Origin of the sequence: Vibrio sp. 10N.222.55.A1 (assembly GCF_041473835.1) — a bacterium.
GTDB lineage: Bacteria > Pseudomonadota > Gammaproteobacteria > Enterobacterales > Vibrionaceae > Vibrio > Vibrio crassostreae_C.
Map to the genome: position 1 here is coordinate 35947 of NZ_JBFRSX010000023.1, position 23841 is coordinate 59787.

General features: G+C 44.8%; 25 protein-coding genes, 1 tRNA gene and 1 other RNA gene. 7 read left to right on the forward strand and 20 right to left on the reverse strand.

Annotated elements, in window-relative coordinates:
* Positions 1 to 60 precede the first annotated feature (60 nt).
* The 3 genes from AB4493_RS07550 to AB4493_RS07560 all read right to left on the reverse strand — a co-directional run bounded on the left by AB4493_RS07550 (position 61) and on the right by AB4493_RS07560 (position 2909).
* Positions 61 to 393 (reverse strand): hypothetical protein, encoded by a 333-nt coding sequence (locus AB4493_RS07550; protein WP_017062216.1) that lies wholly within the window; start codon positions 391 to 393, stop codon positions 61 to 63.
* Between the two features lie 136 nt (positions 394 to 529).
* Positions 530 to 1966: a lipopolysaccharide biosynthesis protein gene (locus AB4493_RS07555; protein ID WP_372154748.1), complete on the reverse strand. Its 1437-nt coding sequence runs from the start codon at positions 1964 to 1966 to the stop codon at positions 530 to 532.
* 16 nt (positions 1967 to 1982) lie between these two features.
* Positions 1983 to 2909, reverse strand: a complete 927-nt coding sequence (locus AB4493_RS07560) for a glycosyltransferase family 2 protein (RefSeq protein WP_372154749.1) — start codon at positions 2907 to 2909, stop codon at positions 1983 to 1985.
* A 316-nt stretch (positions 2910 to 3225) separates the two neighbouring features.
* Between AB4493_RS07560 and AB4493_RS07565 the strand changes: the two genes are divergently transcribed.
* On the forward strand, positions 3226 to 4374 hold the full coding sequence (locus AB4493_RS07565; protein ID WP_372154750.1) for a glycosyltransferase family 4 protein: 1149 nt from the start codon (positions 3226 to 3228) through the stop codon (positions 4372 to 4374).
* A 194-nt stretch (positions 4375 to 4568) separates the two neighbouring features.
* Here the strand turns inward: AB4493_RS07565 and AB4493_RS07570 are convergent, their stop codons facing one another.
* From AB4493_RS07570 to AB4493_RS07590, 5 genes are all read right to left on the reverse strand, one after another.
* Positions 4569 to 5342: a viroplasmin family protein gene (locus AB4493_RS07570; RefSeq protein ID WP_372154752.1), complete on the reverse strand. Its 774-nt coding sequence runs from the start codon at positions 5340 to 5342 to the stop codon at positions 4569 to 4571.
* Between the two features lie 81 nt (positions 5343 to 5423).
* Positions 5424 to 5729, reverse strand: a complete 306-nt coding sequence (locus AB4493_RS07575; protein ID WP_017062221.1) for an NIPSNAP family protein — start codon at positions 5727 to 5729, stop codon at positions 5424 to 5426.
* 62 nt (positions 5730 to 5791) lie between these two features.
* On the reverse strand, positions 5792 to 6121 hold the full coding sequence (locus tag AB4493_RS07580) for an AzlD domain-containing protein (protein WP_050644634.1): 330 nt from the start codon (positions 6119 to 6121) through the stop codon (positions 5792 to 5794).
* Between the two features lie 2 nt (positions 6122 to 6123).
* Positions 6124 to 6852, reverse strand: coding sequence for an AzlC family ABC transporter permease (locus AB4493_RS07585; protein ID WP_372154753.1), 729 nt, complete (start codon positions 6850 to 6852; stop codon positions 6124 to 6126).
* A gap of 104 nt (positions 6853 to 6956) precedes the next feature.
* Complete coding sequence (locus AB4493_RS07590) at positions 6957 to 7790, reverse strand: AraC family transcriptional regulator (RefSeq protein ID WP_137001298.1); 834 nt, start codon at positions 7788 to 7790, stop codon at positions 6957 to 6959.
* Positions 7791 to 8026: 236 nt separating this feature from the next.
* On the opposite strand from AB4493_RS07590, the gene AB4493_RS07595 reads away from it, so the two are divergent.
* Complete coding sequence (locus tag AB4493_RS07595) at positions 8027 to 8365, forward strand: hypothetical protein (RefSeq protein ID WP_017084570.1); 339 nt, start codon at positions 8027 to 8029, stop codon at positions 8363 to 8365.
* A gap of 64 nt (positions 8366 to 8429) precedes the next feature.
* Here AB4493_RS07595 and AB4493_RS07600 read toward each other — a convergent pair whose 3' ends face one another.
* The 4 genes from AB4493_RS07600 to AB4493_RS07615 all read right to left on the reverse strand — a co-directional run bounded on the left by AB4493_RS07600 (position 8430) and on the right by AB4493_RS07615 (position 11587).
* Positions 8430 to 8969, reverse strand: a complete 540-nt coding sequence (locus AB4493_RS07600) for a lipocalin family protein (RefSeq protein WP_017062226.1) — start codon at positions 8967 to 8969, stop codon at positions 8430 to 8432.
* Positions 8970 to 9021: 52 nt separating this feature from the next.
* Positions 9022 to 9489 carry a MarR family winged helix-turn-helix transcriptional regulator gene (locus AB4493_RS07605; protein WP_017062227.1) on the reverse strand — a complete coding sequence of 156 codons (468 nt, stop codon included), beginning with the start codon at positions 9487 to 9489 and terminating at the stop codon, positions 9022 to 9024.
* A complete protein-coding gene (locus AB4493_RS07610; protein ID WP_017070267.1) occupies positions 9452 to 10465 on the reverse strand; it encodes a DUF2955 domain-containing protein in 1014 nt (337 codons plus the stop codon). The genes AB4493_RS07605 and AB4493_RS07610 overlap by 38 nt, the downstream gene beginning before the upstream one ends.
* A 72-nt stretch (positions 10466 to 10537) precedes the next feature.
* On the reverse strand, positions 10538 to 11587 hold the full coding sequence (locus AB4493_RS07615; RefSeq protein WP_017062229.1) for an HlyD family secretion protein: 1050 nt from the start codon (positions 11585 to 11587) through the stop codon (positions 10538 to 10540).
* A 286-nt stretch (positions 11588 to 11873) separates the two neighbouring features.
* On the opposite strand from AB4493_RS07615, the gene AB4493_RS07620 reads away from it, so the two are divergent.
* A complete protein-coding gene (locus tag AB4493_RS07620; RefSeq protein ID WP_017070266.1) occupies positions 11874 to 12635 on the forward strand; it encodes a transporter substrate-binding domain-containing protein in 762 nt (253 codons plus the stop codon).
* A 102-nt stretch (positions 12636 to 12737) separates the two neighbouring features.
* On the opposite strand, the gene ffs is transcribed toward AB4493_RS07620, so the two are convergent.
* Both ffs and AB4493_RS07630 read right to left on the reverse strand, forming a co-directional pair.
* An RNA gene (gene ffs / locus AB4493_RS07625) (signal recognition particle sRNA small type) lies at positions 12738 to 12834 on the reverse strand.
* Positions 12835 to 13030: 196 nt separating this feature from the next.
* Complete coding sequence (locus AB4493_RS07630; RefSeq protein ID WP_017064066.1) at positions 13031 to 13774, reverse strand: hypothetical protein; 744 nt, start codon at positions 13772 to 13774, stop codon at positions 13031 to 13033.
* Positions 13775 to 14001: 227 nt separating this feature from the next.
* Here AB4493_RS07630 and AB4493_RS07635 point away from each other — a divergent pair, with 227 nt between their 5' ends.
* On the forward strand, positions 14002 to 14304 hold the full coding sequence (locus tag AB4493_RS07635; protein WP_048609271.1) for an MGMT family protein: 303 nt from the start codon (positions 14002 to 14004) through the stop codon (positions 14302 to 14304).
* A gap of 75 nt (positions 14305 to 14379) precedes the next feature.
* Here AB4493_RS07635 and AB4493_RS07640 read toward each other — a convergent pair whose 3' ends face one another.
* Entirely contained in the window at positions 14380 to 14820 is a 441-nt protein-coding gene (locus tag AB4493_RS07640) for a YbaY family lipoprotein (protein WP_102319976.1), read from the reverse strand.
* A 168-nt stretch (positions 14821 to 14988) separates the two neighbouring features.
* On the opposite strand from AB4493_RS07640, the gene tesB reads away from it, so the two are divergent.
* The gene (tesB, locus tag AB4493_RS07645) at positions 14989 to 15849 is read left to right on the forward strand and encodes an acyl-CoA thioesterase II (RefSeq protein ID WP_029235187.1); all 861 of its coding nucleotides are present in this window, start codon (positions 14989 to 14991) and stop codon (positions 15847 to 15849) included.
* A 133-nt stretch (positions 15850 to 15982) separates the two neighbouring features.
* Here the strand turns inward: tesB and AB4493_RS07650 are convergent, their stop codons facing one another.
* Both AB4493_RS07650 and AB4493_RS07655 read right to left on the reverse strand, forming a co-directional pair.
* Positions 15983 to 16648 carry a hypothetical protein gene (locus tag AB4493_RS07650; RefSeq protein ID WP_017070264.1) on the reverse strand — a complete coding sequence of 222 codons (666 nt, stop codon included), beginning with the start codon at positions 16646 to 16648 and terminating at the stop codon, positions 15983 to 15985.
* 89 nt (positions 16649 to 16737) lie between these two features.
* Positions 16738 to 17211, reverse strand: coding sequence for an Lrp/AsnC family transcriptional regulator (locus AB4493_RS07655; protein ID WP_017062025.1), 474 nt, complete (start codon positions 17209 to 17211; stop codon positions 16738 to 16740).
* Positions 17212 to 17340: 129 nt separating this feature from the next.
* Between AB4493_RS07655 and AB4493_RS07660 the strand changes: the two genes are divergently transcribed.
* Positions 17341 to 18408: a PLP-dependent cysteine synthase family protein gene (locus tag AB4493_RS07660; RefSeq protein WP_017062024.1), complete on the forward strand. Its 1068-nt coding sequence runs from the start codon at positions 17341 to 17343 to the stop codon at positions 18406 to 18408.
* A 93-nt stretch (positions 18409 to 18501) separates the two neighbouring features.
* Here AB4493_RS07660 and AB4493_RS07665 read toward each other — a convergent pair whose 3' ends face one another.
* The 3 genes from AB4493_RS07665 to AB4493_RS07675 all read right to left on the reverse strand — a co-directional run bounded on the left by AB4493_RS07665 (position 18502) and on the right by AB4493_RS07675 (position 23153).
* Complete coding sequence (locus AB4493_RS07665) at positions 18502 to 18822, reverse strand: DUF1244 domain-containing protein (protein ID WP_004736423.1); 321 nt, start codon at positions 18820 to 18822, stop codon at positions 18502 to 18504.
* A gap of 141 nt (positions 18823 to 18963) precedes the next feature.
* Positions 18964 to 22077: a vibriobactin export RND transporter permease subunit VexH gene (gene vexH, locus AB4493_RS07670; RefSeq protein WP_372154755.1), complete on the reverse strand. Its 3114-nt coding sequence runs from the start codon at positions 22075 to 22077 to the stop codon at positions 18964 to 18966.
* Positions 22077 to 23153, reverse strand: coding sequence for an efflux RND transporter periplasmic adaptor subunit (locus AB4493_RS07675; protein WP_102393841.1), 1077 nt, complete (start codon positions 23151 to 23153; stop codon positions 22077 to 22079). The genes vexH and AB4493_RS07675 overlap by 1 nt, the downstream gene beginning before the upstream one ends.
* Positions 23154 to 23717: 564 nt before the next feature.
* Here AB4493_RS07675 and AB4493_RS07680 point away from each other — a divergent pair.
* A tRNA-Tyr gene (locus tag AB4493_RS07680) sits at positions 23718 to 23802 on the forward strand.
* Positions 23803 to 23841 lie beyond the last annotated feature (39 nt).

The window sequence follows — 23841 nt, forward strand, 5'->3', positions numbered from 1 at the left end:
ATGAACGAATGCAGAAAGCTCTGTATTTACCGCTTCACATGCCGCCATTTTAATTAACCATTACTCGACAATATAATGCTCTTCGTCTGGTTCAATCAAATTCTCTGCAATACCAATTTCGCCCGCGATGAAAATCGCACTCGCTATCGTTTCTAATGTTTTATTCGGCTCTCTATCCGGTACTTCGCCCAATTCAGGAACTGGCTGCGATCGCGAGATTGAATTACAAACGACACTTTCACAAACGATATTGTGTTGCTCCTGTTGGGAAACTTCAGGCGGCTTGAAATCCGGTGAATTGAAGTCGGGAGCAGTAATACCCTCACTTGAAAACTCAGAGGCGCTGTATGAGGCAGCTGAAAACAGAGAAAGGAGCAGCATCCACTTATTCATATATCTTTCCATCGTTAATATTCACTGAATTTATAAATACTATCTAATCAGAAGTATTATGAACAGTGTTTTATTGTCAGGAATTATGATATCTAAGAATGCCGATTAGAAAGCCCAGAGCTTGGATGACATGAATTCAACTCACATGTGAATGCTTGCCTAACGTAAACTTATCAAGCAGCGCCTGTGGAACTGGGATAACAGAGTATCGAATGAAGGCCACTAACGTCACTATCGCCACAAAACTGCCTAAAACAAAATCATGAACATCAACCAGCACCAAGCCAAGAACTCGATCACTAATGATGGCAAGTATGGCGATACTCAGCGCTGTCATCCATTTACGATGCTCGTAAGGCAAGTACTCCATTTTTTGGCTCACGATATAGAGCAGTGACAGTCTCACGGCATAAGTGCCACAAAGCACCACCACAACGCCCCACACTCCATAAATCGGTGTCACAACAAAATAACCAATCGCAGCTAGAATCGCACACCCGCCTTGTATCCACATTTGCGATTGGCTTGAGTGACCGCTGAAACAGCCAAGGTTAAGGTAATCCCCAGCGTTCTTAATCACACCAATCGCCAAGAGTGCCACGACAATCGTGCCTGCATATTGATAACTGCTTGGCAAAATCAAAGTAATAAAACCAGGTACAGTAAGGATCATCAAACAACCGAATACAATGGCCAGATTAACACCGACTAGCGCTCTGTCCGCACACTCTTTCTTACCATCAGGTTGTTGCAACATGGCCACACGGTTTGGAAACCACCAAAGCGCGTAAGGCTGCAACAACAGACCAAGAATCAACGCGAACTTTCCGCTAACCGCATAAATCGCGAGTTCTTCGACACCGACGAAGCTTGCCATTACCCAGCGGTCGAGCCCCATGATCATATACATTGATGCACCGCCAACCAGAACGGGCAGTCCGAATTTTAAGATCTTCGCCGAGTATTTGAAGCAACCAAAAGATCCCATCTCTTGCCATTGATAACGCACTAAACAAACCATTAGCAACACACTGGATACCGCAGCTGAAATCAACACGCCATCTATACCGTATCCAGCCTCAAGCAAAACAAAAGTCATGATGGCTTGAACACCGGCTTTCAACACATTGAGCATGCAAAAACGTTTCGCCATCGCGTTCATACGCATCAGCGTTAGCGGGATAGAAATCGCCCCATCGAGCATGGTAGGAATAAGCAGAAGCAGTATCTGGTAAGGCTGGAATTCAACTGGCAACATTAAGATTAACAACGGCATACTGAGGGCAATCAAGGCGCCCCCAAGCACGCACACCAGCACGCTCAATGTGAAGCAGTTCGAGACGAGCTTTTGCTTTTCATCACCTTCGGCGACACCCACATAACGATACATGGCATCGACAATACCGAAGCTGAACAATATCGTCCCAATGTCTGCCAGCAAGACAATGGCTTCTAAGGAACCATACTCTGCCAACGTCATATTGTGCGTAATGTACGGGATCATCACCAATGAAATCCCTTTCATCATTAATATACCGATGGCGTAGTAAGCCGACTGCTTTAAAGAACCCATAGTCGTCACCTTTTCCTTACCAAGCTGGCTTTAGGAAACTTTTACAGTCTCCAATTAGGTGTCGCAATGTGCGTTTTTGAGGTGACATGACCAAAGAACGGAAACTGTAGGCAATAGCCTGTCTATTCTGTTGTAAACCTCGATAATAGTCAGCATAACCTTCCAGTATTCTCGCCTTTGCGATTTTGAAGCTAGAAGTGGGTAGATTCCATCGTTGACTGTCATTTTGGTAATGTTGAAGAATAGTCTCTATAGACTGCAAATTTCTCAATTTAAGACTTTCAGTTTGGGTAACAGAGCTCGCTCTCATCAAGTAGCCAACCTGCACCGAGTTCAACACACCGATCTGATGGTTTTCACTCATTCGAAGCCACAGTTCCCAATCTTCACCGTACTTGATGTCTGCATTAAAGCTGTCTGTTTGAGAAAACACATCCGCTTTCACCATGACCGTTGATGTTCCAATCACATTGTTTTCAATGATGAACTCCAACGGGTTCTCGATATTGATGAACAGCTCATCTTGATCTTGAAACTGCGACCAGTAACTAAAGCAGTCGACTATTACTTGGTAATCTTCAGTAAGATGCTCGTAGTTAGTAAAGCTCATCGCAAGTTCTGGGTATCGTTGATGAAATTCGAGTTGGCGCTCAATTTTTTCTGGAAACCAGAAGTCGTCCGCGTCTAAAAAAGCGATGTATTCACCTGTCGCCTTTTCAATCCCTAGGTTTCTCGCTTGAGGCGCACCAACACCCAATGTGGACAACGTAATAATGCGTTCATCGTCTATAGAAGCAAGATACGTCGACGTTCCATCGTTACTGTTATCGTCAATGACAATCAGCTCAACATCTTGATGAGTCTGCTTTAGTACACTACCAATCGCTTTCGGCAGGTAATCCAAACAATTGTAGGTAGGAATAACAACACTTACTTTAGCCATAATGACGCCCTCAGATTTATACGTTATATGGCTGACGTTGCATGTTCTATGCCGAGAGTGTCTTACTACAAAATCACCTCTATATCAGTCACCTACGCGTCCATTCTCAAAATGACGACCAAACACAGATGTTCAAAAAAACTGCAACTCCAATTTGATTATCAATTTGAGAAAACGAGCCACCTCTTAAGGGGTAACCTTCGAAAAGCAATCAGAAAGCCCTCCAAAGCTACGATTCGATCTTGGTTCGTATCTTGCTTTATTGGTTATTACCTTGGCTTGATAGCTTTAGTCATATGGATTTGAGGAGTAAGGAATGAAGAAAGTAGCATTTGTGGCGCCAACCTACCCAGTACTCAGTGAGACCTTCATTCAAACAGAAGTCGACTCTGTGAAAGCGTGTGGGCACGATGTTTGTGTAATGACGTTCAAAATTGAAAACAGCGAAAAACAGTTCGACTACGACATTGTCGAAATAGGTAAAAATGTTCGGATGGGTAAAGTCGCCAGCATTAACTGGATAGGGTTCATCAAGGCTGTCTCATTTATTTCTAAGCAAACCAGTATGCCCAAAAAGTCACTGTTCGCTTATGGTTTTAAATTAGCGCTACAACTTGCGGAAAGCGACGTCGAACACGTTCATGCGCATTTTTGTCAGCACACTACAGCACACGCCATCGTCGCGGCAAAACTGCTGAATATCACCTGCTCGTTCGTTGCTCATGGTCATGATGTTTATGAGTTCGCTTATGACATTGAACATAAAATTTCATCGAGTGATTTTGTGGTTGCAGTGTGTAAAGACATGCTTGCTGACTTCAACACCATGGCGAAAGGAAACATTAAACTCTTGCATTGCGGAGTTAATACCAAACAATTCCAACTCAACCCAAAAATCGAAACGAAGCAACTTCGCTTTGTTTTCCTTGGCCGATTAGTGGAGCAAAAAGGTATCCACCATCTTATTGATGCATTGGCGCCGATTGCCGAACCTCTCGACATTCATCTCGATATCGTCGGTACTGGCGATTTAGAGCAACAGTTAAAATTGCAGGTCAAAGAAAATGGGCTCACTCGAAACGTGACCTTTCTTGGCGCTAAGCCTCATGAATGGGTGAAAGAGAAACTATCGAATTATGACAGCCTAATCGCGCCCTTCTGTTTTTCCGAAACCGGGTGTGTGGATACAGGACCACTGGTTTTAAAAGAAGCGATGGCCGTAGGAACGCCAGTTATTACCACCAACATCATGGGATGCAAAGAGATCGTCTCACCAGAGACAGGTTTTGTGGTTGGCGAAAAGAATGTGGAAGAATTAAGAGAAGCGATTGAGCGTTTCGCGCAACTAAGCAGCAACGATAAAGCATCGATGGGGTTAAAGGCACGTGAGAGAGTGAAAGACAGTTTTAATTCGATCAAACAAGCTCAGCAATTATCTCGTTGGATAGAGAACCCAGCTCAATAAGGATTAACTCAGGCAGTAAGCATCGCAAGGGCTGCTGCGTCTCACAAGAACGACTATGCACCATAAAAAAACGGAGCACCACAAAAACAAAAGAGCGCTACATTGATTTGAAATGTAACGCTCGTCTAGCACTACCTAATGATGGCGACTTATGCTTTCAGTGACTTTCAGTAGCTTTTCATTAAGAAGCCTAACTAGCCTGCTCGCAGTGCCAAAATAGACTCAATATCTTCGATGTCACGATATTGAGCGAGTTGTTGCTCTTTCGATGAAATAGCCACAATCGACATTCTATCGGCCAGTTCGTTACCTTCAATACCAACGTGACCGTTCACATGGTAGATGGTAATTTTTGAAGCCAGTTCTTGGTAGAGCGCATACGCAGGCTTAATAATATCGAGGTTTTTGATCTCGCCGCCCGACTTAGTCCAGCCCTTTTTCTCCCAACCCGTTGCCCACTTAGTAATACAATCAATTGAGTACTTAGAATCACAATAGATCGCAACAGACAGACCCGCGTTTAACTTCTCTTTTGCGAGAATAAACGCTTGCTTAAGCCCATGTAGCTCAGCGGTATTATTGGTACCAACAGGTTGATACAAGCCATACCACAATTCGGTTAATTGGTTGTTTTGGTATACCGCTAAACCCGTCCCCGCTTCACCAGGGTTTGGTTCACAAGCACCATCGGTAAAGATCTTGATATCAAAAGGCATATCAGTGATTTGCTGCTCCGAAAGAGGCGGCACCTTAGCTTTCGTCGCCTTACCCGCAGAGCTTGGCTTTGTCGCTGTAGAACCTGACGCAGACGACGTTTTACCACCAAAAGCAGACTCAGCCTCGCCTAGTGTTGGAAACGATTTATATCTCGCACCAGCAAAGCCATCGACTTGGGATTTACACTCATTCCACGTGGTAAAAATACCCGGTGTACGACCTTTCCAAACCACATAATATTTCTTAGCCAAACTAACTCCTTACCAGAACCTAAATACACAAACAGTGAATCAGTACATTAGATGCCACCACGCTATACGTTGCAAGGTCTATCACTCTAAAACAGGTCTAAAAAAGCTGCGTTCATAACTCACGATGCAATCAACTTCGTCTGCAAATTCAAACGCTTTAATGCACTCAGCATCGCTCAACGACTTAACCCGATATTCTTCGTAGGCAGCCAAACTTTCAAAGGTAAACAGCGCCATGGCAATATTGTTCGCCCCTTCCGACGGTAAGAAATAACCATTGTGTTGACCTCCGAATTTAGCGACCAGAGGAATCCACATTTTTGCGTATGCCTCAAACTCATTTACCTTTTTAGGATCAATCACATATCGAACATAACAAGTAATCATATTTATACAGCCCTTAAAGAATAGGAGAAACACAAAGCCTAAGTTGACGTTGAAGTTGAAGCTCACGAGAAAAGGTAATCAACCGCGACAAGGTTATAGAACAAAAACACCGCCATGCTAACGCCGATCGTTAGTAGCACATTGCCTGTTTTCCAAATCAATAAGCCAGTCACCACCGCGCCTATCAAGTATGGGTTTTCAAGGCTTGGCCAAAATGTTTGTTCAGGAGCAAATACAATTGGCCCCCAAATCGCAGTCAGCACCGCTGGGCTTGAATAGCGCAATAGGCGCCTTGCGGTTTGATTGAGTCGAAGCGGGATTGCAGGCTCAAGAAACAGATACCGACTAAAGAAAACAATCGCAGTCATGAGTAATATCGTTAACCAAATCATCTCTATTTCCCCTCCACGATTGTCTTGTTACCGTTGTTTCGCTCTTGGAACGACTCGCTGAAAAAGCCCGCTAACATACCTGCAATCGCTGCAATCATTAGTCCGCCCTCAATATTGTTAACCGACATGGCAACCGAAGTGACCAGTGAAACCACCACACACACCACGACGGGTAGAGTTCGGATTAATGGGAACACCAAAGCGATAAAGGTTGCTGCGACCACGAAATCGAGCCCAATTTCATTGAGTGAAGGAATTTGGCTTCCCGCGACAATGCCAACGAAGCTCGCAATATTCCAAACGAGATAAAAACCGCCGCCTACACCCGCAGCATACCAGCGATTAAATTCATTCTGAGACTGCCCACTACAAATCGCGAACAGCTCGTCGGTGAGCCAAAAACCGAGTAATAGACGCCAACGCGCAGGAAGATGGCTGATTTTGTCACGCATCGATACGCTATACAGAAAGTGTCTTGAGGTGATGAACAGTGTGGTCAACAACATAGTGCCTAAACCAATACCCGCTTTGAACATACCCGCAGCGACAAGTTGCGCTGAGCCAGCAAACAAAATAGCCGACATCGCTTGCGCTTGAAGTTGATTCAATCCGGCATCTATCGCATATGAACCGGCTAGAATTCCCCAAGGGATCACCGCAATGCTCAAGGGCATTCCCGCTAAAACGCCCTTCCATAACTGTGTTCGTCTATCCATTGTTTCACTATCCATATAGTTCTTTTCTCTTTTCACATTAGCTATTCAATGTAAGAGGAGTTGAGTCGGTTCGATTGTACAAACTTGCTCGATTTCGCGAACCAATTAAGGTGTCCGATTTAGAGCATTTTAATGTATTGCCCCGGCGTGTAGCCATTGGCCTTTTTGAAGTGTCGATGAAAATGGCTTTGGTCGTGAAAGCCAGACTCTTGCGCGGTGTCTGAAATGGTATGTCCTTGTTTCAATAACTTACGCGAAAGCCTTAACCGAGATTGGATTTGATACGCATGTGGCGGAAGACCAAACTCTTTTTGAAAAGAACGCACTAAGTGAAACGGACTCAATGCCGCTAACTTAGACAGCTCCTCTAGGGACACATCGGCTTGTGGAAAATCATCTAAGAACTCTTTCACCAAGACAAGCTGGCGCTGAGTTTTTCCGTCGAGTTGAGGGTTAAGCGGCGATTTTCCGTGTCGGCTAATCAGTTTAACCAACATCCCGTACATCAAGGTCTCTCTTAACAAGCGATTGTCAGATTCATCAATCGTGTTAAAGACTAATCTCAATTGATTGGCGAGTTCAGGATCTTCAACAACCGCTCTTGGGAAGTAAGGCGCCCCGTAATTGGGTAGGTTTAGCTCTTGAGTGATCTTGGCAAGTTGATCTGGGAGTGGATACATGGCTCGATACGCCCAACCGCCTTCAGTGGCAGAGTGACCGCTATGGACTTCGTCGGCATTGACCAGAATAATCGCATTTTGTGGCGCAATATGATGTCCGCCCGTTCGATAGAAACGCTGAGCGCCCTGCTCGATGACTCCCAGCGTATAGCCCTCGTGGCTGTGGCGCGAGAAGTTCTGCTTTTCGTATTCAGCATTAAGAATTTCAAGGCCGCCGAGCTCTTCGGTTATCTTATATTCGGCCTTCTCTTTAGAGCGTTTCTTGTTCTCCATAACAATTCCCAAGCCTGTTGATTATCGAGCGACTTATCAGTCTACTCTATAGTCTCTTTCAGCTTTTGTACAAAATTGCGCTTTTGTTTGTTAATACCGTTTTTGTCGTTGGCTTAATAACGTTTTCTAACTGGGAGGAAAGTCTTGGTCTATAACTAGTTGGCAAAAAATTGACAATAATCTAATCATACACGCCAATACTGTCTTCAAATCATCGGCAATAGACCTGATACACCATGAAAAATACGCTAATCCTTTTCTTTTTCCTGAGCCTAACAGGATGTACTCATAACCAATCAAAAGCACTGAGCATGAACTCCTCGTCGGTTAACACATACCCACAATCGATGTCGAACCTGCAACTGTGCGACACCTTGTATTACGGGCGCTCAAGTAACCAGACACTCGCAGCAATTGGCAGTGAATTCAATCGAAGAGGGTTATCCAAGAGTTGGTGTGACACCGAAACCAACAAGCTTTATCTAACAAAGACAATTGATTGGGTTGCTGACCAAGTAGAAGACAAAGAAGATTCAGAGGAAGAAGCGTCGGCAGTGGTGTTGCCAGCGAATTAGAACGGGTTAGCAATGTTGTTTGCTTATTAGCCGAGCTACCTAGTCAGGACTAGCCGAACTTACTTTATTGTTCAGGCACATCATTGATATGTTGTGACACACGAACTAGCTTACTGGTTTTAAAACCCATGCTCTGCGCCCGTTCAATCAGCGAGTCTAAGTCTTGTTTGGTGAACTCTGCAGTGCGATACAAGATCTGTAAGGTATTTTTGGTAGGACCCACCAACAAAGCCTGAGTGTAATCTTCATTCAAGAAAATTACCTTTCTCTGCTTCTCATAAGGGCTATTCGCTTCGACTGAAAACCACGCTTCGGTTTGAGAGCCCTTAAATGTTGCGGCTTGTTCTTTGGTCTTCCACTCATTCTTTTTCGCGTTGTAGCCTCGAGTTGTCAGCTTAAGATTACCGTCAGATTCAAATAAAAAGCTAAACGACAAAGAACCGAGCTTTGATTGCAATGGATGCGGGATAAAACAAGCGGAATACCATGTACCAGCGAAGCGTTCGGCATCAAAGTCAGAGGCGGGGATTTTAGACGTAGGTTTACTGCCACGAAACGTAAACAACAGCTTAATCATTAGCATCGCTAATATTTTGTATGTCATGTCACTTACTCTTTATTCGATTGTTATTAGACCCACACCTTCGATCGCATAATCAGTCGACGAATTGGTCTGTTTTTACAAGCTTAGCCAACAAGGTCTGTAACTGCTTGGATTCGTCTTCACTCAACGCACTCTGAAACTGCTCGCTGATACTATCGACCATAGGCTCACAATATTCGGCAAGCTTCTTGCCCTCTTCCGTTAAAGAAAGAAGTTTTACCTTTTTGTTCGTTTCACTCTTGCTGGCCTCAATAAGGTTCAGCTTAATCGCGTTATCAACCAAACGCTTGGTCACAGAGCGATTTCGAAGCAAGTAATTGGTTAACTCTTGCTGAGTGATTTTGCCATGCTTATCTAACACTCGAAGCGCACCAAACATCTCTAGAGAAATGCCCGAAGTGGTGCCCATCTCAGCGGTGACTTGAGCTCGAAACTGTTTGTAAGCAAAGCCCATTAAGAACATAGGATTGCTGTCGAGTGCATCAATTCCGGTGATGGATAATGCTGGTTGATTTTCCATATATAATTCCTTGGCAGACCACTAATAATACCAACACGATGGACATTAACTCTGCACGAAAGTAGGTATCTTGCAAACCAAGATCGGTTGCTGAAACATAGAGTTGCAATGGTAGCATAGTTCCTAACATCGCTTCAGTATGCATACCTCGCACGCCACCACGACTGCCGCTGATCCAAATTGCTATCATGGTCACCAAGCTTGTTAGTCCAATGATATACACCCAATTATAGGAGTGTTGCCCCGCTAACAAGGTTACGAAGACCAACGCCAATGCACAACCACCAACGTGGGCTTGTAAACAGTTTTTCACCACCATTTGATAGTTCATGCGTTCACTTTGCGCAGCCGCAATAATCACAGGCATCATACAGAACGTCGCGGCAATCAAATCGACCATCATCAAAAATGCTAAACCAACTCCAAGCATGACCACATATATCACTCGCTGCTGGTACGTCACAGGAACACTTTGCATTGGCAGCGGCGACATCGCTTTGGGCGGCTTTAAGAACAGCATCACAAATCTCACCACAACCATGGTCGTCACCATGCTCACTGCTATATCGCGAACCCAGTCCGTCATCGGCATTGGGCCATGTTGTGCAAACACAATCACCAAAAACCAATTGAGCAATGGGATGTAGATTTTCCCAAGTTTGGCAGGCGTGTCGGCCCACCTTCTTGCTAAATCAAATACCCATAAACTGATCCCCCAAACCACTGCCGGGTGTGAGGCAAATAACTGATCGACAAGCAGAGCCACACAAGCGACACCCAAGATAGGGAGAAACGCTTTGAGCATACCTCTCACTGAGTAGTCGTTAATCTTGGTCGCCGCCATTACCGGATAAAGAGCGAGGTACGCCGCAACACCTAGCTGTAGCCAAAGTTGAGCCAACATACCCAAAGACACGATAGCGCTGATCCAAGCTACTTCAGACCAGTTAATCGGGCCTCGAACTTCGTTATTCATAATCTGCCTCTTAGGTCGTAAATCGTTATTTCGTCAGTGGGTAGTCAGTTAGTCGATGATTGAAGAGCACAGTTAAACTAGGTAACGAATGCGAGCTAGCACTTCCATCCATGCACTTCCGATCACATCCCAAAACGTCGCTTCAGGCACCACCATCACGCTCACTTTAGAGCCTGAGAACAATGAGTGATCAAGTGACGGCAACGTTACTTGTGTACGCACTTTTTGTTGGTCTCGAATCCAGCGATCATCATTCACGACTTTCGCGAGGCCGCTGTTGTCGCTGCTCGCATCATAGATAGCCAGTTCACGACCTTGAATATTTCCCTCAAACACCTCACCAGGCATTGCATCAAACACCAAACGAACGGTTGTTCCCGCAGTCAGATTTGCACTGCCCTTTTCGTTGAAGTCTGCGTTAATCCAAGCATGCTGGCGATCAACCAAAAACAAAACGGGGCTGCCAGCGCCAACATAGGTTCCTGAGTTAAGGTTGAGATTGCTGATTACGCCATCAACAGGCGCGACGATTGTCGTTTTGTCCAAATCCAATTGCGCCAGTTCAACGCGAGTTCGAGCAACAGCCAAAGCACCGTTGTCGCTGCTTTTCTCAAGCTCAGCTTTTATCTGCTCAATATCGGCTTGCGCAGCTTCGACGGCTTGCTGTCTTACAATCGTGTCCGATCGGCTATCGTCTAGCGTTTCTTGGCTAACAAGTTTTCTCGAAATCAATTGCTGGTTACGCTTCAATTTTCTCTCGGCATTCAGAGCTTCGTGTTGGCGCTGACGTAACGTCGCTTCCGCGCCATGCAAGTGCTGCTTGTTTGCTTCATAGCTTTGCTCTGCTTCAACCAAAGCCGCTTCAGCCTGAGTTAACGCCAATTCAAAACGAGTTGGATCTAAGCGAACTAGCAGTTCCCCTTTTTTTACATCCTGACCATTCTTAACAGCCAACTCCACCACTGGCGCCGACACTTCTGCAGCAATACGGCTGGTTGGAATGTGCAATTGAGCTTGAGTTGTGAACGGCGCAAGGTTGTCACTTGCCACCAAGAAAAGAGCAAACAAGGCACTGGTGCCAAGTGTTAGATAGAGCATCCATTGATACGCTTTATTAGCCATAATGTTTCACCTGCAACAAAATAATGCGCTCATTGTATTGATTTTTGTTTCAGATGCAACATAAATCAAAGGTGAGTATCTTAAAGATCTTGCGAGAAGTACAGCAAGCTACTGTTTATGAAAGATATAAATAGAAATTTAGATAAGAAAAAGTCGTGTAGTTAGTTTGGGAAGCAAGAGTTCCAGAAGTTATCTAATGCCTTTGCTCACAATGATATGCATTAACATTGATACTCTTTAACATTTGATTAACCAACTTATCCATTAAAACTATAAGGAAATAAAAATGAAGTGGATATTTGTTGTATTCGTCAGTGTTTTCTCAGTATTTACTTACGCAAAAGATTGGAAGCAAATCCGATTTACGGTGGAAGGAGCATACCCACCATTCAGCTGGACAACGCAAGATGGTGAATTAGAGGGGTTTGAAGTCGATTTAGCCAACGCCTTGTGTGTCGAATTAGAAGTAAAATGTATCATCTCAAAAACTGACTGGGACGGGATTATCCCTTCGCTTTTAAGCCGTAAAAACGATGCAATTATAGCGGCTATGACAATTACCGAAGAACGTGAAAAGAAAGTTAACTTCACGATGCCTTACGCTAAAGTTCCCACTCGTTTTGTCATGGAAAAAGGGCGTGAAATCAATATGGATGACGGCAGCTTAAATGAACTAACAATTGGAGTTCAGCGCGCTACCATTGGTGACAAATACCTTTCCGAGATCTACCCAAATGTAGATATCAAGCGTTATGGATCATTCGACGAAGCCTTTACCGATTTACTCAACGGGCGCCTAGATAGCGTGTTTGGTGGTTCTATGGGACTCAATACGGGCTTTCTTGAAACGGAGCAAGGTAAGGACTACCACTTTACGGGTCCTAAATTTACAGAAGAAAAATGGTTCGGGCGTGGTATTGGTGTCGCGGTACGAAAACAAGATAATGAACTCAAAGATCTTATTGATGACGGTATCCAGCGCTTGATCGACAATGGTCAGCATCAAAAAATCGCAAGTAAGTATTTTTCATACAGCATTTACGAATAGTTTGGTATGCAGTGTGGACTAAACTAATTGCGAACTGTGTTCACTTTAGAAAGCATCAGATAGCAAAAAGCCGCTCATAAAGAGCGGCTTTTTTAAGGGGTGGGAACCCAGCCACATCCCGGCACACAAGTCACTCGCTGCGGCTGCTCCCTTCCAGGCCTGACCGAGTTCACGAGCTATTGTTGCGGGAGGACCAGGCCCCCATAGATTCGTTTTCTAAGAGGCTTGCCTCAAAGAGTGATTGGATTATTAAGCATCACAGCAACCATTGCAAGCCCTTCCACCCTATTTTTGAACAATTGCGGTCTAAGTGCTTATCCTTTATTCAAACCACTAGAAAATCGCAGGTAAATTCACCATTTACCTGCATTTGGAAGGGTTGGATTGCTGGAGTACTAAATATCGATATCTTCGTTATCTTCTGTGCGAATGATGTAGTCTGTCATCCACGCGGTGCCTAATAGACACAACCATACTACAAAGACTGGACTAGGTACTTCGATACTTGGGGTAATCACCAAAGCCGCAAAACCAACCGTTGGCAGTGTCCAACACAGTAGTTTATTCCAGCGGAAGGTTTTCAAGCGCGTCAGCGTTTCCATCGATGCCATGATGCCCGTTACACACAAGGCAACCAAAGCGGCATAAGGTAAATCGGCTATCCATAATGGAAGTATTAAGCCTAATGACCACCAGCTGTGTCGGCTAGCAGGCTTAAGATGATTTGCCGCCCACCAAATCACGATGATTGATAAGGTTTGAAGTGTGGTAACCCACGGGACGCCTTCAAGCTTGCCTGCTGATTGTGTCACCATGATCCCGACCTGCAAAGTAGTCACAATCAAGCCGGAAATAATCACGACCGACAAACTACTGCGTCTTGAGAAGACCACCATCAATAGCGGGAATAGTACCCACGCACTGACAGACAGCGTGATGGGCTGCAAAGGAAGGGTTAGACCATAAGTGGTCATGGAAACAAGCAAAGCTAATCCTGCTATGCCCCCCTGCGGTAAAATCCATAAAGCAGGAATTACCATTGCAAGCACCGGGATATCTCCCTCACTTAAACTGATTGCTCTCGCGCAAACAACCGCTAATAATGTGGTGATCAAGAACTGAAACGTTGTAAATACCATAGCCCTCTCCTTCTACCGATCCGTGGTACCATACCAATCGTAGTAATTAACTGGTCACCCTAGCTTGTTAAAAAACTCGATAACCTCGTTAGATTTTTTGATTGTAGAATAACTACTTATCAAAACTTCTTATCAAAAAGAGCGGCCTTGCTCTCAAGCTTTTTCCCTGCGCTATTTTTGAACACTTATTTACTGTGATTGGTATTTATGAACTAGGAACATTTAGTATGGACCAATTTTTGAGCCAAATCTTTGCTGTGATTCACCAAATTCCATATGGGAAAGTAACAACTTATGGAGACATAGCACGTTTTTCAGGATTTCCGGGCTATGCGCGCCATGTTGGTAAAGCGCTGGGTAACCTGCCAGAAGGTAGCAAACTGCCTTGGTATCGAGTGATAAACAGCAAGGGTGAAATCTCTTTAAAGGGTGATTCGTTCGACCGACAAAAGCAGCATTTGGTTAAAGAAGGGATTGAGGTGAGTGATGCAGGAAAGATCAAACTCAGAATATACAAATGGCAGCCCTAGAGCTGCCACTAATCGCTGATTCAACTGGCTAAGTTAAGCCAATCAAGATGCCTTAACAGTGGCATCGACTTCTGATTAACGAACACCAACCAAACGTAGGTCTGCTTGCTGTGTATTTTCTACATCAGTAATTACTGACTTAATCGTGTCAGTAGTGAAACGCAGTTTGCCGTCAACATGAATCGATGCGCGCATGTTGTAACGGTGGTTAGCTTTAATTTTGTCGTTGTCGTAGCTCAGCTCGAATGCGAACGGTACTTGCTTACCGTCTGTGGTGAACTCTTGAGTTGCGATAACCGTCGATGGTGCATCAGCCAGTGAGATATCTTCTAGCGTAACGGTAACCACTGCATTCTCTGGCAATGCAATTCTTTCACGGTAGCTTACTGTTCCTGAAATCACTTGAGTGTTCTCTGCAACCACTTCCTGAGAAGCGCTCGTTTCTGATGTTGCTTGGCAACCAACAAGTAGGCCAAACGATACTAAAGACGTAATAAGAATTAGAGCCTTTTTCATATTCAATTTCTCTCAACATGTTTGCCGGACTCGGCAAATCTACTCACCAATTATAAGAGAGCTTTCATATTCTGTCTTGAAACCCTATGATTTATTGACAGATATCTGACTAAGCTAAATGATTAACACCATAATCTGACACCCATTTTACGAAGAGGAATGCTGGCGATGAGTCAACCTTTACAAGAATTACTAAGTTTACTTCAGCTAGAAAAACTGGAAGAAGGTTTATTCCGTGGGCAAAGTGAGAACCTAGGCCTACCACAGGTATACGGCGGTCAGGTATTGGGACAAGCGCTTTCTGCTGCTCGTTATACCGTTCAAGACGACCGTAGTGTTCACTCGTTCCACAGTTATTTTCTGTTTCCCGGCGATCCTGAAAAGCCAATCATTTACGATGTTGAGAACCTACGAGATGGACGCAGCTTTAGCACACGCCGTGTAAAAGCGATTCAAAATGGCCGCCCTATTTTCTATCTCACTGCTTCTTATCATGGCGATGCGCCAGGGTTTGAGCACCAGATTTCAATGCCTGATATTCCGGGACCAGAGAACTTTGCCTCAGAAACTGAATTAGCGAGCCACATTGCGGAATTCTTACCAGAGAAACTGCGCAAAACCTTCTGTGGCGAAAAGCCGATTGAGATGCGTCCGGTGACGGTGGTAAACCCACTGAAACCTAAGAAGACGGAAGCGAAACAATACCTTTGGGTAAGAGCGAATGGCGCGATGCCAGACAACCACTTGATCCACCAATACCTGCTTGCCTACGCATCGGATTGGGGATTCTTAGTGACGGCGCTTCACCCACATGAAGTCTCTATCATGACGCCAAATTTTCAAGTGGCGACGATTGACCACTCAATCTGGTTCCACCGCCCATTCAAAATGGACGAATGGCTGCTTTATGCGATTGAAAGCCCAACGGCAGCGAACACTCGCGGCCTAGTGCGCGGCGAGATCTTCAACCAGAAAGGTGAGCTGGTAGCGACAGCAGTACAAGAAGGTGTGATGCGTTTTACTAAATAGCACTCAAATAAATAGCGGATAAACGCTTCTTACAAGCCCCAAATACGCACAAACAAAAAGAGGCTAGGTTTAATACCTAGCCTCTTTCTTTAATGACGCTTAAGAAAACTCGTCACGCAAAAATCAATAAAACCTACTCAACTTCTAACGTTGGCTCAAACTCGCCTTGAACTCGCGTTTTAATGCCATCACCTGCGTCTCGTAGAAGGTTAAATGGCGATAACACTACGCCTTTCACCGCGCCCTCAGCGGCTCCCTGAGCTAGTTCCTTACTCTTATCAGCTAACAAATTAGCTTGTGCCAAAATACCTGGGACTTCCGCTCGTAGCATTTCAGATTCCGTGACGATGACAGGAATAGTCTGTTCGCGGTAAGACTTACTTTCAGCGAGCATTGGTGGCATTACGTCTACGCGGTATCTCTTTAATTCAGTTAATGTTGGTGGAATAACATCGGTTCTTACCTGCTCGACTTCCGTTCGAACATTTTTCACTTCATCTAATATCGCAGGGATTTTGTTGTCGACCGAGGCTACGGTTTGATTCACATCATCGATCGTCTTTCTAACTTCTTCGACAGTGTTTAACACCTGAGGAGCAAGATCGCTGACATGTTCTGCAAGCGCTAATAGCTCTTCTACTTTGAGCCCTTTGGTGAGGCCCGATATGTCTTCGATAACTTGCGGGTAAGTATCAACGATTTCACCGACTTTATTAGTCAATGAGTAGATGGTGTAACCCAAGTAAAAAATGGCGACCGCCAGTACCAGCTGGATAGCGGTAGATACTTTTGCAAAAATGAATAATCCTTTTCTTTATCGCAGAGACGAGATCTAAACTGAGAAGATAGTTAAACTAAAGCGATAGTTAATCTATTACTAGGCGCAGCTTAAAGCGGCAATGCTGTCGTGTACTTCAATGGTTCCATCGCAAACGTCGAGGTCACATTAGAGATACCATCAATGCTATTCACCAAGCGCTTATAGAAATCATCAAAGCACTTCATGTCTTTAACCTGAACCTTCATCATATAATCATATTCGCCAGCCATGCGATAGAACTCCATCACTTCTGGAAATTCCGACACAGTATTCACAAAACGACCATACCACTCATGAGAATGATCACTGGTTTTCACCAATACGAACGCAGTAAAGGAAAGATCCAGTTTTTCCGGGTTCAGCAGTGCAACTCTTTTCTCAATAATGCCGTTCTCTTCGAGGCGCTTAAGCCTTTTCCAACAAGGCGTTGTAGTGAGATTGACCGCTTCAGAAATATCGTTCAATGACAGGGTGCTGTCTTCTTGCAGTAACCCTAATATTTTTTTATCTACGGCATCTATCACACTTTCACCAAATCGCATTTAAAGAGAATAATTTTCTACAATTTAAGCAAAACAAAGCAAATATGGCAAAGTTTTTCTCTCCGATTATAGATAAATTAGAACCATACCAATTACAAAGAATTCCTACACTCGATCAGGAGAACGTTTATGTGCACTGACCATCAATGGATTAACAACGCGATTCGTAAAATTGAAGCGGACTACCAACGCTCAGCGGATACGCACCTTATCAAGCTCGATCTACCAAGTATCGAAGGCATTGATGTTTACCTTAAAGATGAAAGCACACACCCTACAGGCTCTTTAAAGCACCGTTTAGCGCGTTCTCTCTTCTTATACGCTATCTGTAACGGTTGGGTTGGCCCAGAAACCACGATCATTGAATCTTCATCGGGCAGTACTGCGGTATCTGAAGCGTACTTTGCTCGCCTACTAGGTCTTCCGTTTATCGCAGTGATGCCAAAGTGCACAGCGAAGAAGAAAATTGAGCAGATTGAATTCTACGGAGGCCAAGCGCATCTTGTTGACCGCTCAGATGAAATTTATGATGAGTCTCGCCGTTTAGCAGAAGAGCTGAATGGTCATTACATGGACCAATTTACTTACGCTGAGCGCGCAACCGACTGGCGTGGTAACAACAACATCGCGAACTCGATTTTCAATCAAATGCAGATGGAAGATCACCCAGTTCCAGCTTGGGTAGTAATGAGCCCAGGTACTGGCGGTACTTCAGCGACGATTGGCCGTTTCATTCGCTACCAACAACATGAAACTAAGCTTTGTGTTGTGGACCCTGAGAACTCTGTATTCCACGAATACTTCCAAACAGGCAATGCGAACGTGAAAGGTAGTACATTCAGCAAGATTGAAGGCATTGGTCGCCCACGAGCAGAACCAAGCTTCATTCCTGGTGTGGTTGACGAAATGCGTAAAATCCCAGACGCAGCAAGTATCGCAACGACACATTGGTTATCTGACATTCTTGGTCGCAAGGTCGGCGCATCAACCGGGACTAACATGTACGGTGTGCTTCAATTAGCCAGTGAAATGAAAGCACGTGGAGAAAAAGGTTCTATCGTGACTTTACTGTGTGACAGTGGTGAGCGTTACCTAGACACTTACTTCAATGACGAGTGGGTAAATCTGAATATCGGAGACCTACAACCTTATGCAGCGAAGCTAGAAGCTTTCTCTCAAACGAGTGAGTTGGCTTAAGGTCATATAAGCCGGTAGTTAGAAATAAAAAAGAGCCCTTGATGGGCCCTTTTTGTTTATTCATTCTATTAGTCAGCCACTAACGAGAACAAATTACTCTGGCTTCTGCTTCGCTTCAAATGCCGCAAGTTGTTCAGGCGTCGCTTTTGGTTGATGGTTTTGTTTCCACTCATCGTAAGTCATGCCGTATACACGCTCACGAGCGTCATCGATATCCAAGTCTAAGCCTTGTTGCTCTGCTTCCGCTTTGTACCATTTACTGAAACAGTTTCGGCAGAAGCCAGCCAAGATCATCAGATCGATGTTCTGCACATCTTTATTGTTATCTAGGTGTGCTAGCAGGCGACGAAAGGTTGCTGCATCCAGCTTATCTTGTTCTTCTTGAGAAAGATCTTTGTATTTAAATTCAGCCACTTTACTTTCCTTTATTCGATTTATTGTATTAATTCGTTGAGCTCTGTTTGTTATACAAAAAAAGCCTGCAATTCGCTAGGAGCAAACGCAGGCTTTTCAATATTGTTACACTATTCCGTGTTCATTAATCGTGCGTGTTCATTAACCGTGAGAGGTTCTTCCCACGTTGTCATGGCTAAGCTCTTTATTAAGTTCCGCTTCCACGTGACCCGGAGAGCGTGTTGATCCTGAAATCAGTCGGTACATCGCAGGGATAACGAACAGAGTTACCAATGTCGCGAAGCCCATACCGAAGAAGATAACCGTACCCACAGCCACTCGGCTTTCATAGCCTGCGCCCGTTGAAGTAATCAATGGAATAGCACCTGCTAGTGTGGTAAACGCCGTCATCATGATTGGACGTAAGCGTCGAGCAGAAGCATCAATGATCGCCTTTTCAAACTCAATACCACGGTCACGAAGTTGGTTAGCAAACTCTACGATCAAGATACCGTTTTTGGTTACCATACCGATCAACATGATCATACCAATCTGGCTGTAGACGTTGAGCCCTTGACTCATCAGCACCAAGCCTAAGAAGCCACCGAAGATACCCATAGGTACGGTGAACATCACCACCAGCGGGTTAATGAAGCTTTCAAACTGCGCGGCCAGTACCAAGTATGCGACCAGCATCGCTAGCGCAAACACCACTAGGATACTTGATTGGTTCTCTTTAAAGTCTTTTGACTCGCCAGAGTAGCTCACTGAAATATCACCCGGTAGCTGTTCAATCGCTTGTTCATCAAGGAAATCGAGCGCGTCACCCAGCGTGTAACCTTCCATTAGGTTCGCTTTAATGGTCACCGATTTCTGCTTGTTGTAGTGCGACAAACGAATCGATGAAGCCACTTCTTCAATGTGCGTCAGCGTATCAAGTGTAACCAGCTCACCAGACTGAGTTCGCATGTAGATTTGGCTTAGATCGTTGGCGTTGTTGAAGCTGTTTTCATCACCACGCAGATACACGTCGTACTCTTCACCACGGTCAACGAAGGTCGTTTCACTGCGGCCGCCAAGCATGATTTCTAACGTATCTGAAATGTCTGAAACGCTAACACCTAGCTCTGCTGCACGCTGCTTATCTACGGTTACCAATAGCTCTGGTGTTTTCTCAGAGTAATCGATGTCCGCGCCTTCCATCATTGGAGAATCTTCAGCCGCTTGCTTTAAGAGCTCTGCCCACTTCTGAAGTTCAGAGTAATCAGAACCGCCAAGTACGAATTGAACAGGCTCACTTGAACCACCTTTGAAGCCCGGCATGAACGGGAATACACGCACATCTGGAATGCCGTTCAACGATTTACGAACTTCGTTCAACGCTTCTTGTGCGGTAACGTCACGCTCATCCCAGTCTTCTAGGATCATGATTACGAAGCCCGTTTGGTCACCCGCATTACCACCAAACGCTGGTGATTGAATACTGAATGACTTCAAGAAGCCCTGACCAAGCAATGGCATTAAGCGTTCTTCAACAATGTCCATGTTGGCAGACATGCGGTTGTAACTGGTTGCATCTGCGCCACGAACAAACGCAAAGATAACACCACGGTCTTCTTGTGGAGTAAGCTGGGCTGGCACTTGTTGCATCAAACCATAGCTACCACCCAAACATGCGATAATGATGATAGGAGCAGCCCAACGCCAATTTAACGCGCGGCGTAATACCGAGCGGTATCCAGACTCTAATTTACCAAATACACGTTCAACAAACAGGTTAAAGCGGTTTGGCTTCACGTTCGCTTTAAGGATCTTACTGCCTAGCACTGGCGTTAATGTTAATGCCACGAGCGACGAGAAGATCACCGACATCGCAAGCAATACAGAAAACTCGGTAAACAATAGGCCAACCATGCCGTCCATGAACGAGATTGGTAGGAATACCATTACCAATACAAGCGTTGTTGCGATTACCGCGAAGCCTACTTCACGAGTACCTTTATAGGCAGCAAGCAGCGGTGACTCACCACGTTCGATATGGTGGAAAATGTTCTCAACCACCACGATCGCATCATCGACCACCAAACCAATCGACAGGATAAGTGCCATCAGGGTAATCAGGTTGATGGAGAAACCGAAGTAGTACGCGGCAATAAACGACGAGATCAGAGATACAGGTACGGTTACCGCTGGAATAAGTGTTGCACGTGCTTGACCAATAAAGATGTAAAGCACAAGGATAACCAAGCCACCCGTGATAAAGAGTGTGCTGTATACCTCTGAGATTGAACGGTCAATAAAGACTGTTGAGTCATAATCGACAGCTAAACGAGTACCGTCTGGCAAGAACTTTTGAATTGCTTCGACTTCTTTATGGACTAAGTCAGCCACCTCAAGTGGGTTCGCATCTGACTGAGGCACGATACCCATGCTTACGTTAACAACGCCGTCACTCTTAAAGGTCGAGTTCTCGTTTTCTGCGCCAATGTAAACATCCGCTACGTCTTTCAAGTAGATAGGTGTGTTATCAGAGGCACGTTTAACGACTAGATATTCGAAATCTTCCGCTTCAGTGTAAGAACGAGCAGTACGAACCGACATCACAATCGCATCGTTACGTACTTCACCACCTGGGCTTTCAATGTTCTCACTGTTCAGAGCAGAAGTGATGTCCGAGGTAGTAACGCCACGACCCGCCATCTGCGCAGGTTTCAGCTTCACGTACATTACTTTGTACAAGCCACCTGAGATATCCACCGAGCTCACGCCAGAAATCAAACTAAAGCGGTCAATCAACACACGTTCGGTGTAGTCGGTTAACTGCGTTCGGTCCATCTCCGTAGAACTTAAGTTGATGTAGACCGAAGCTTCACCACTACCATTGTTCTTATAAACAATTGGGTCGTCGGCTTCATCGGGCAATGAACGCTGCGCACGAGCTACAGCATCACGAACATCACTCACACCGGTATTGAGGTCGTAACCAAGCTCAAAAGTAATCGTGATACGCGACATACCGTTACGCGTTGTGGATTCGATCTCATCGATACCACTGATGCCGGATAACTGGTCTTCAAGGTTGGAGGTTATTTGGCTTTCAATGATGGTGGCAGACGCACCCTCATAACGAGTACTGATCGATACTACCGGGCTTTCAATATCTGGCATCTCACGAACCGCGAGCTTATTGAAAGAGACAATACCAAACACAACCAATAGTAGGCTCAATACGACGGCCGCTACTGGTCTCTTTACAGAAACATCAGATAACAACATTAGTTAGCGCCTTCTTGTGCTTTTTTATCACTTGCTGCATCAGCTGGGCGATTAACGGCAAGCTCTTGAACCAAGACGCCGTCACGCATGTTCACGATACCTTGCACCACGATCTTCTGGCCAATTTCGATGCCTTTGTCGATCACGACTTCGTTATCGATACGTGCCCCAAGGAAAACTTCTGTACGAGTTGCTTTATTATCTTCGTCGATAACATAAACGAAACGCTTCGTACCTGAATACTCAAGCGCTTGAACTGGAATGATTGGCGCTTCCACTGGTGGGAAGTCCATATCCGCCGCCACTAACATACCTGGCTTTAGATAATCATTATTGTTGTCGAAGTGGATTCGAACTCGAAGGTTCAAGGTTTCAGCGTTAATACGAGAATCAATGCCTACTACAGTACCAGTGAACTGAGTGTCGCCCCATGCGCTAGTGCGAGCCGTTACTTTCATACCTTTAGACAGTTTAGAAAGGTAGCGCTCCGGGATCTGCAGATCTAATTGCATTACCGATAGGTCATCTAAGGTCACGAGTTCAGTACCTGCTGTCACCATTTTACCGCGGCTAAAGTCGATAAAACCAACAGTGCCCGAGAATGGCGCGCTGATGTGAAGATCTTTCAGATTGGCATTTGCAGCAGCTAAACGAGCGTTGGCAATCTCTACGTTCGTTTTCTGAGCGTCAATTTCAGTTTGCGTGATCGCGTTACGTTTCACTAGGCGTTGAAATTCCGCTAGCTTACGTTGCTCGTCTTTTAGATAAGCTTGCGCTTCTGCAACTGCCGCTTTTGCTTTGTCATCGTCGAGTTGAACCAACATCTGCCCTTTAGTGACATCTTGATTGGCTTTAATGTTGATAGAGTCCACTCTGCCAGCCACTTCAGAAGTGATCATTACCGATTGCTCGGCTTCTAGCTTACCGACCAACGAAAGAGATTGGCTAACTTGGTGAATATCAACCTGCTCAGTAACAACAGTGACAGTGCTTGGGCCCATACGTTTAGCGAGTACGGCTGGAGACGCCATAAGAATAGACAAGCTAAGCAGGGTTAAAACAGATTTACGCTTCATAATAATGGTCTGCAAGTAAGTTTATACCAATCACAGTGAGTAAGTGGTCAGAAATAGCGTAGGGAAAAGGCTTGAGAACAAGGCAGCTCTTTTCAACAGATAGTTTCGATAAGTAGTTATTCTACAATCAAAATATCTGACGCTGTTCTCGAGCATTTTAGCAAGCTAGAATGACAAGTTACTTACTACGATAGGTAATTTTATCTATAAATGAAATTAACCGTATTCTATCAACTGATGAATGCTGTAACGTCAAGAAGTGTAAATCTAGATTAAATTCCATTTACGTTTCATCACGTTTTAGACACATTGAACACAATACAGAAAGCCTGTCACCTCAAGGTGTTACCTATCAGTACGTAAACCTTAGTACAGATGTTCACTTCACGAGCAATATGCGTACTTTTCGCCATCTTTGCCCAAAAAGGCAGCATTTAACACAAAACCATAAGAAAAACCCTTTACAGGTTTAGCGTGTTTGCTATGATGCGCTCCGCACTTGAGAGATGCGTTGGGAAAAACATCTCTTTAGCCTATCCATTATGAGTTAGGAAAAAACACCCTGGAGGGGTTCCCGAGTGGCCAAAGGGAGCAGACTGTAAATCTGCCGGCACTGCCTTCGATGGTTCGAATCCGTCTCCCTCCACCATATTCTTCTTACCTCTTTTAAGAGTTAAGAGAACAACCT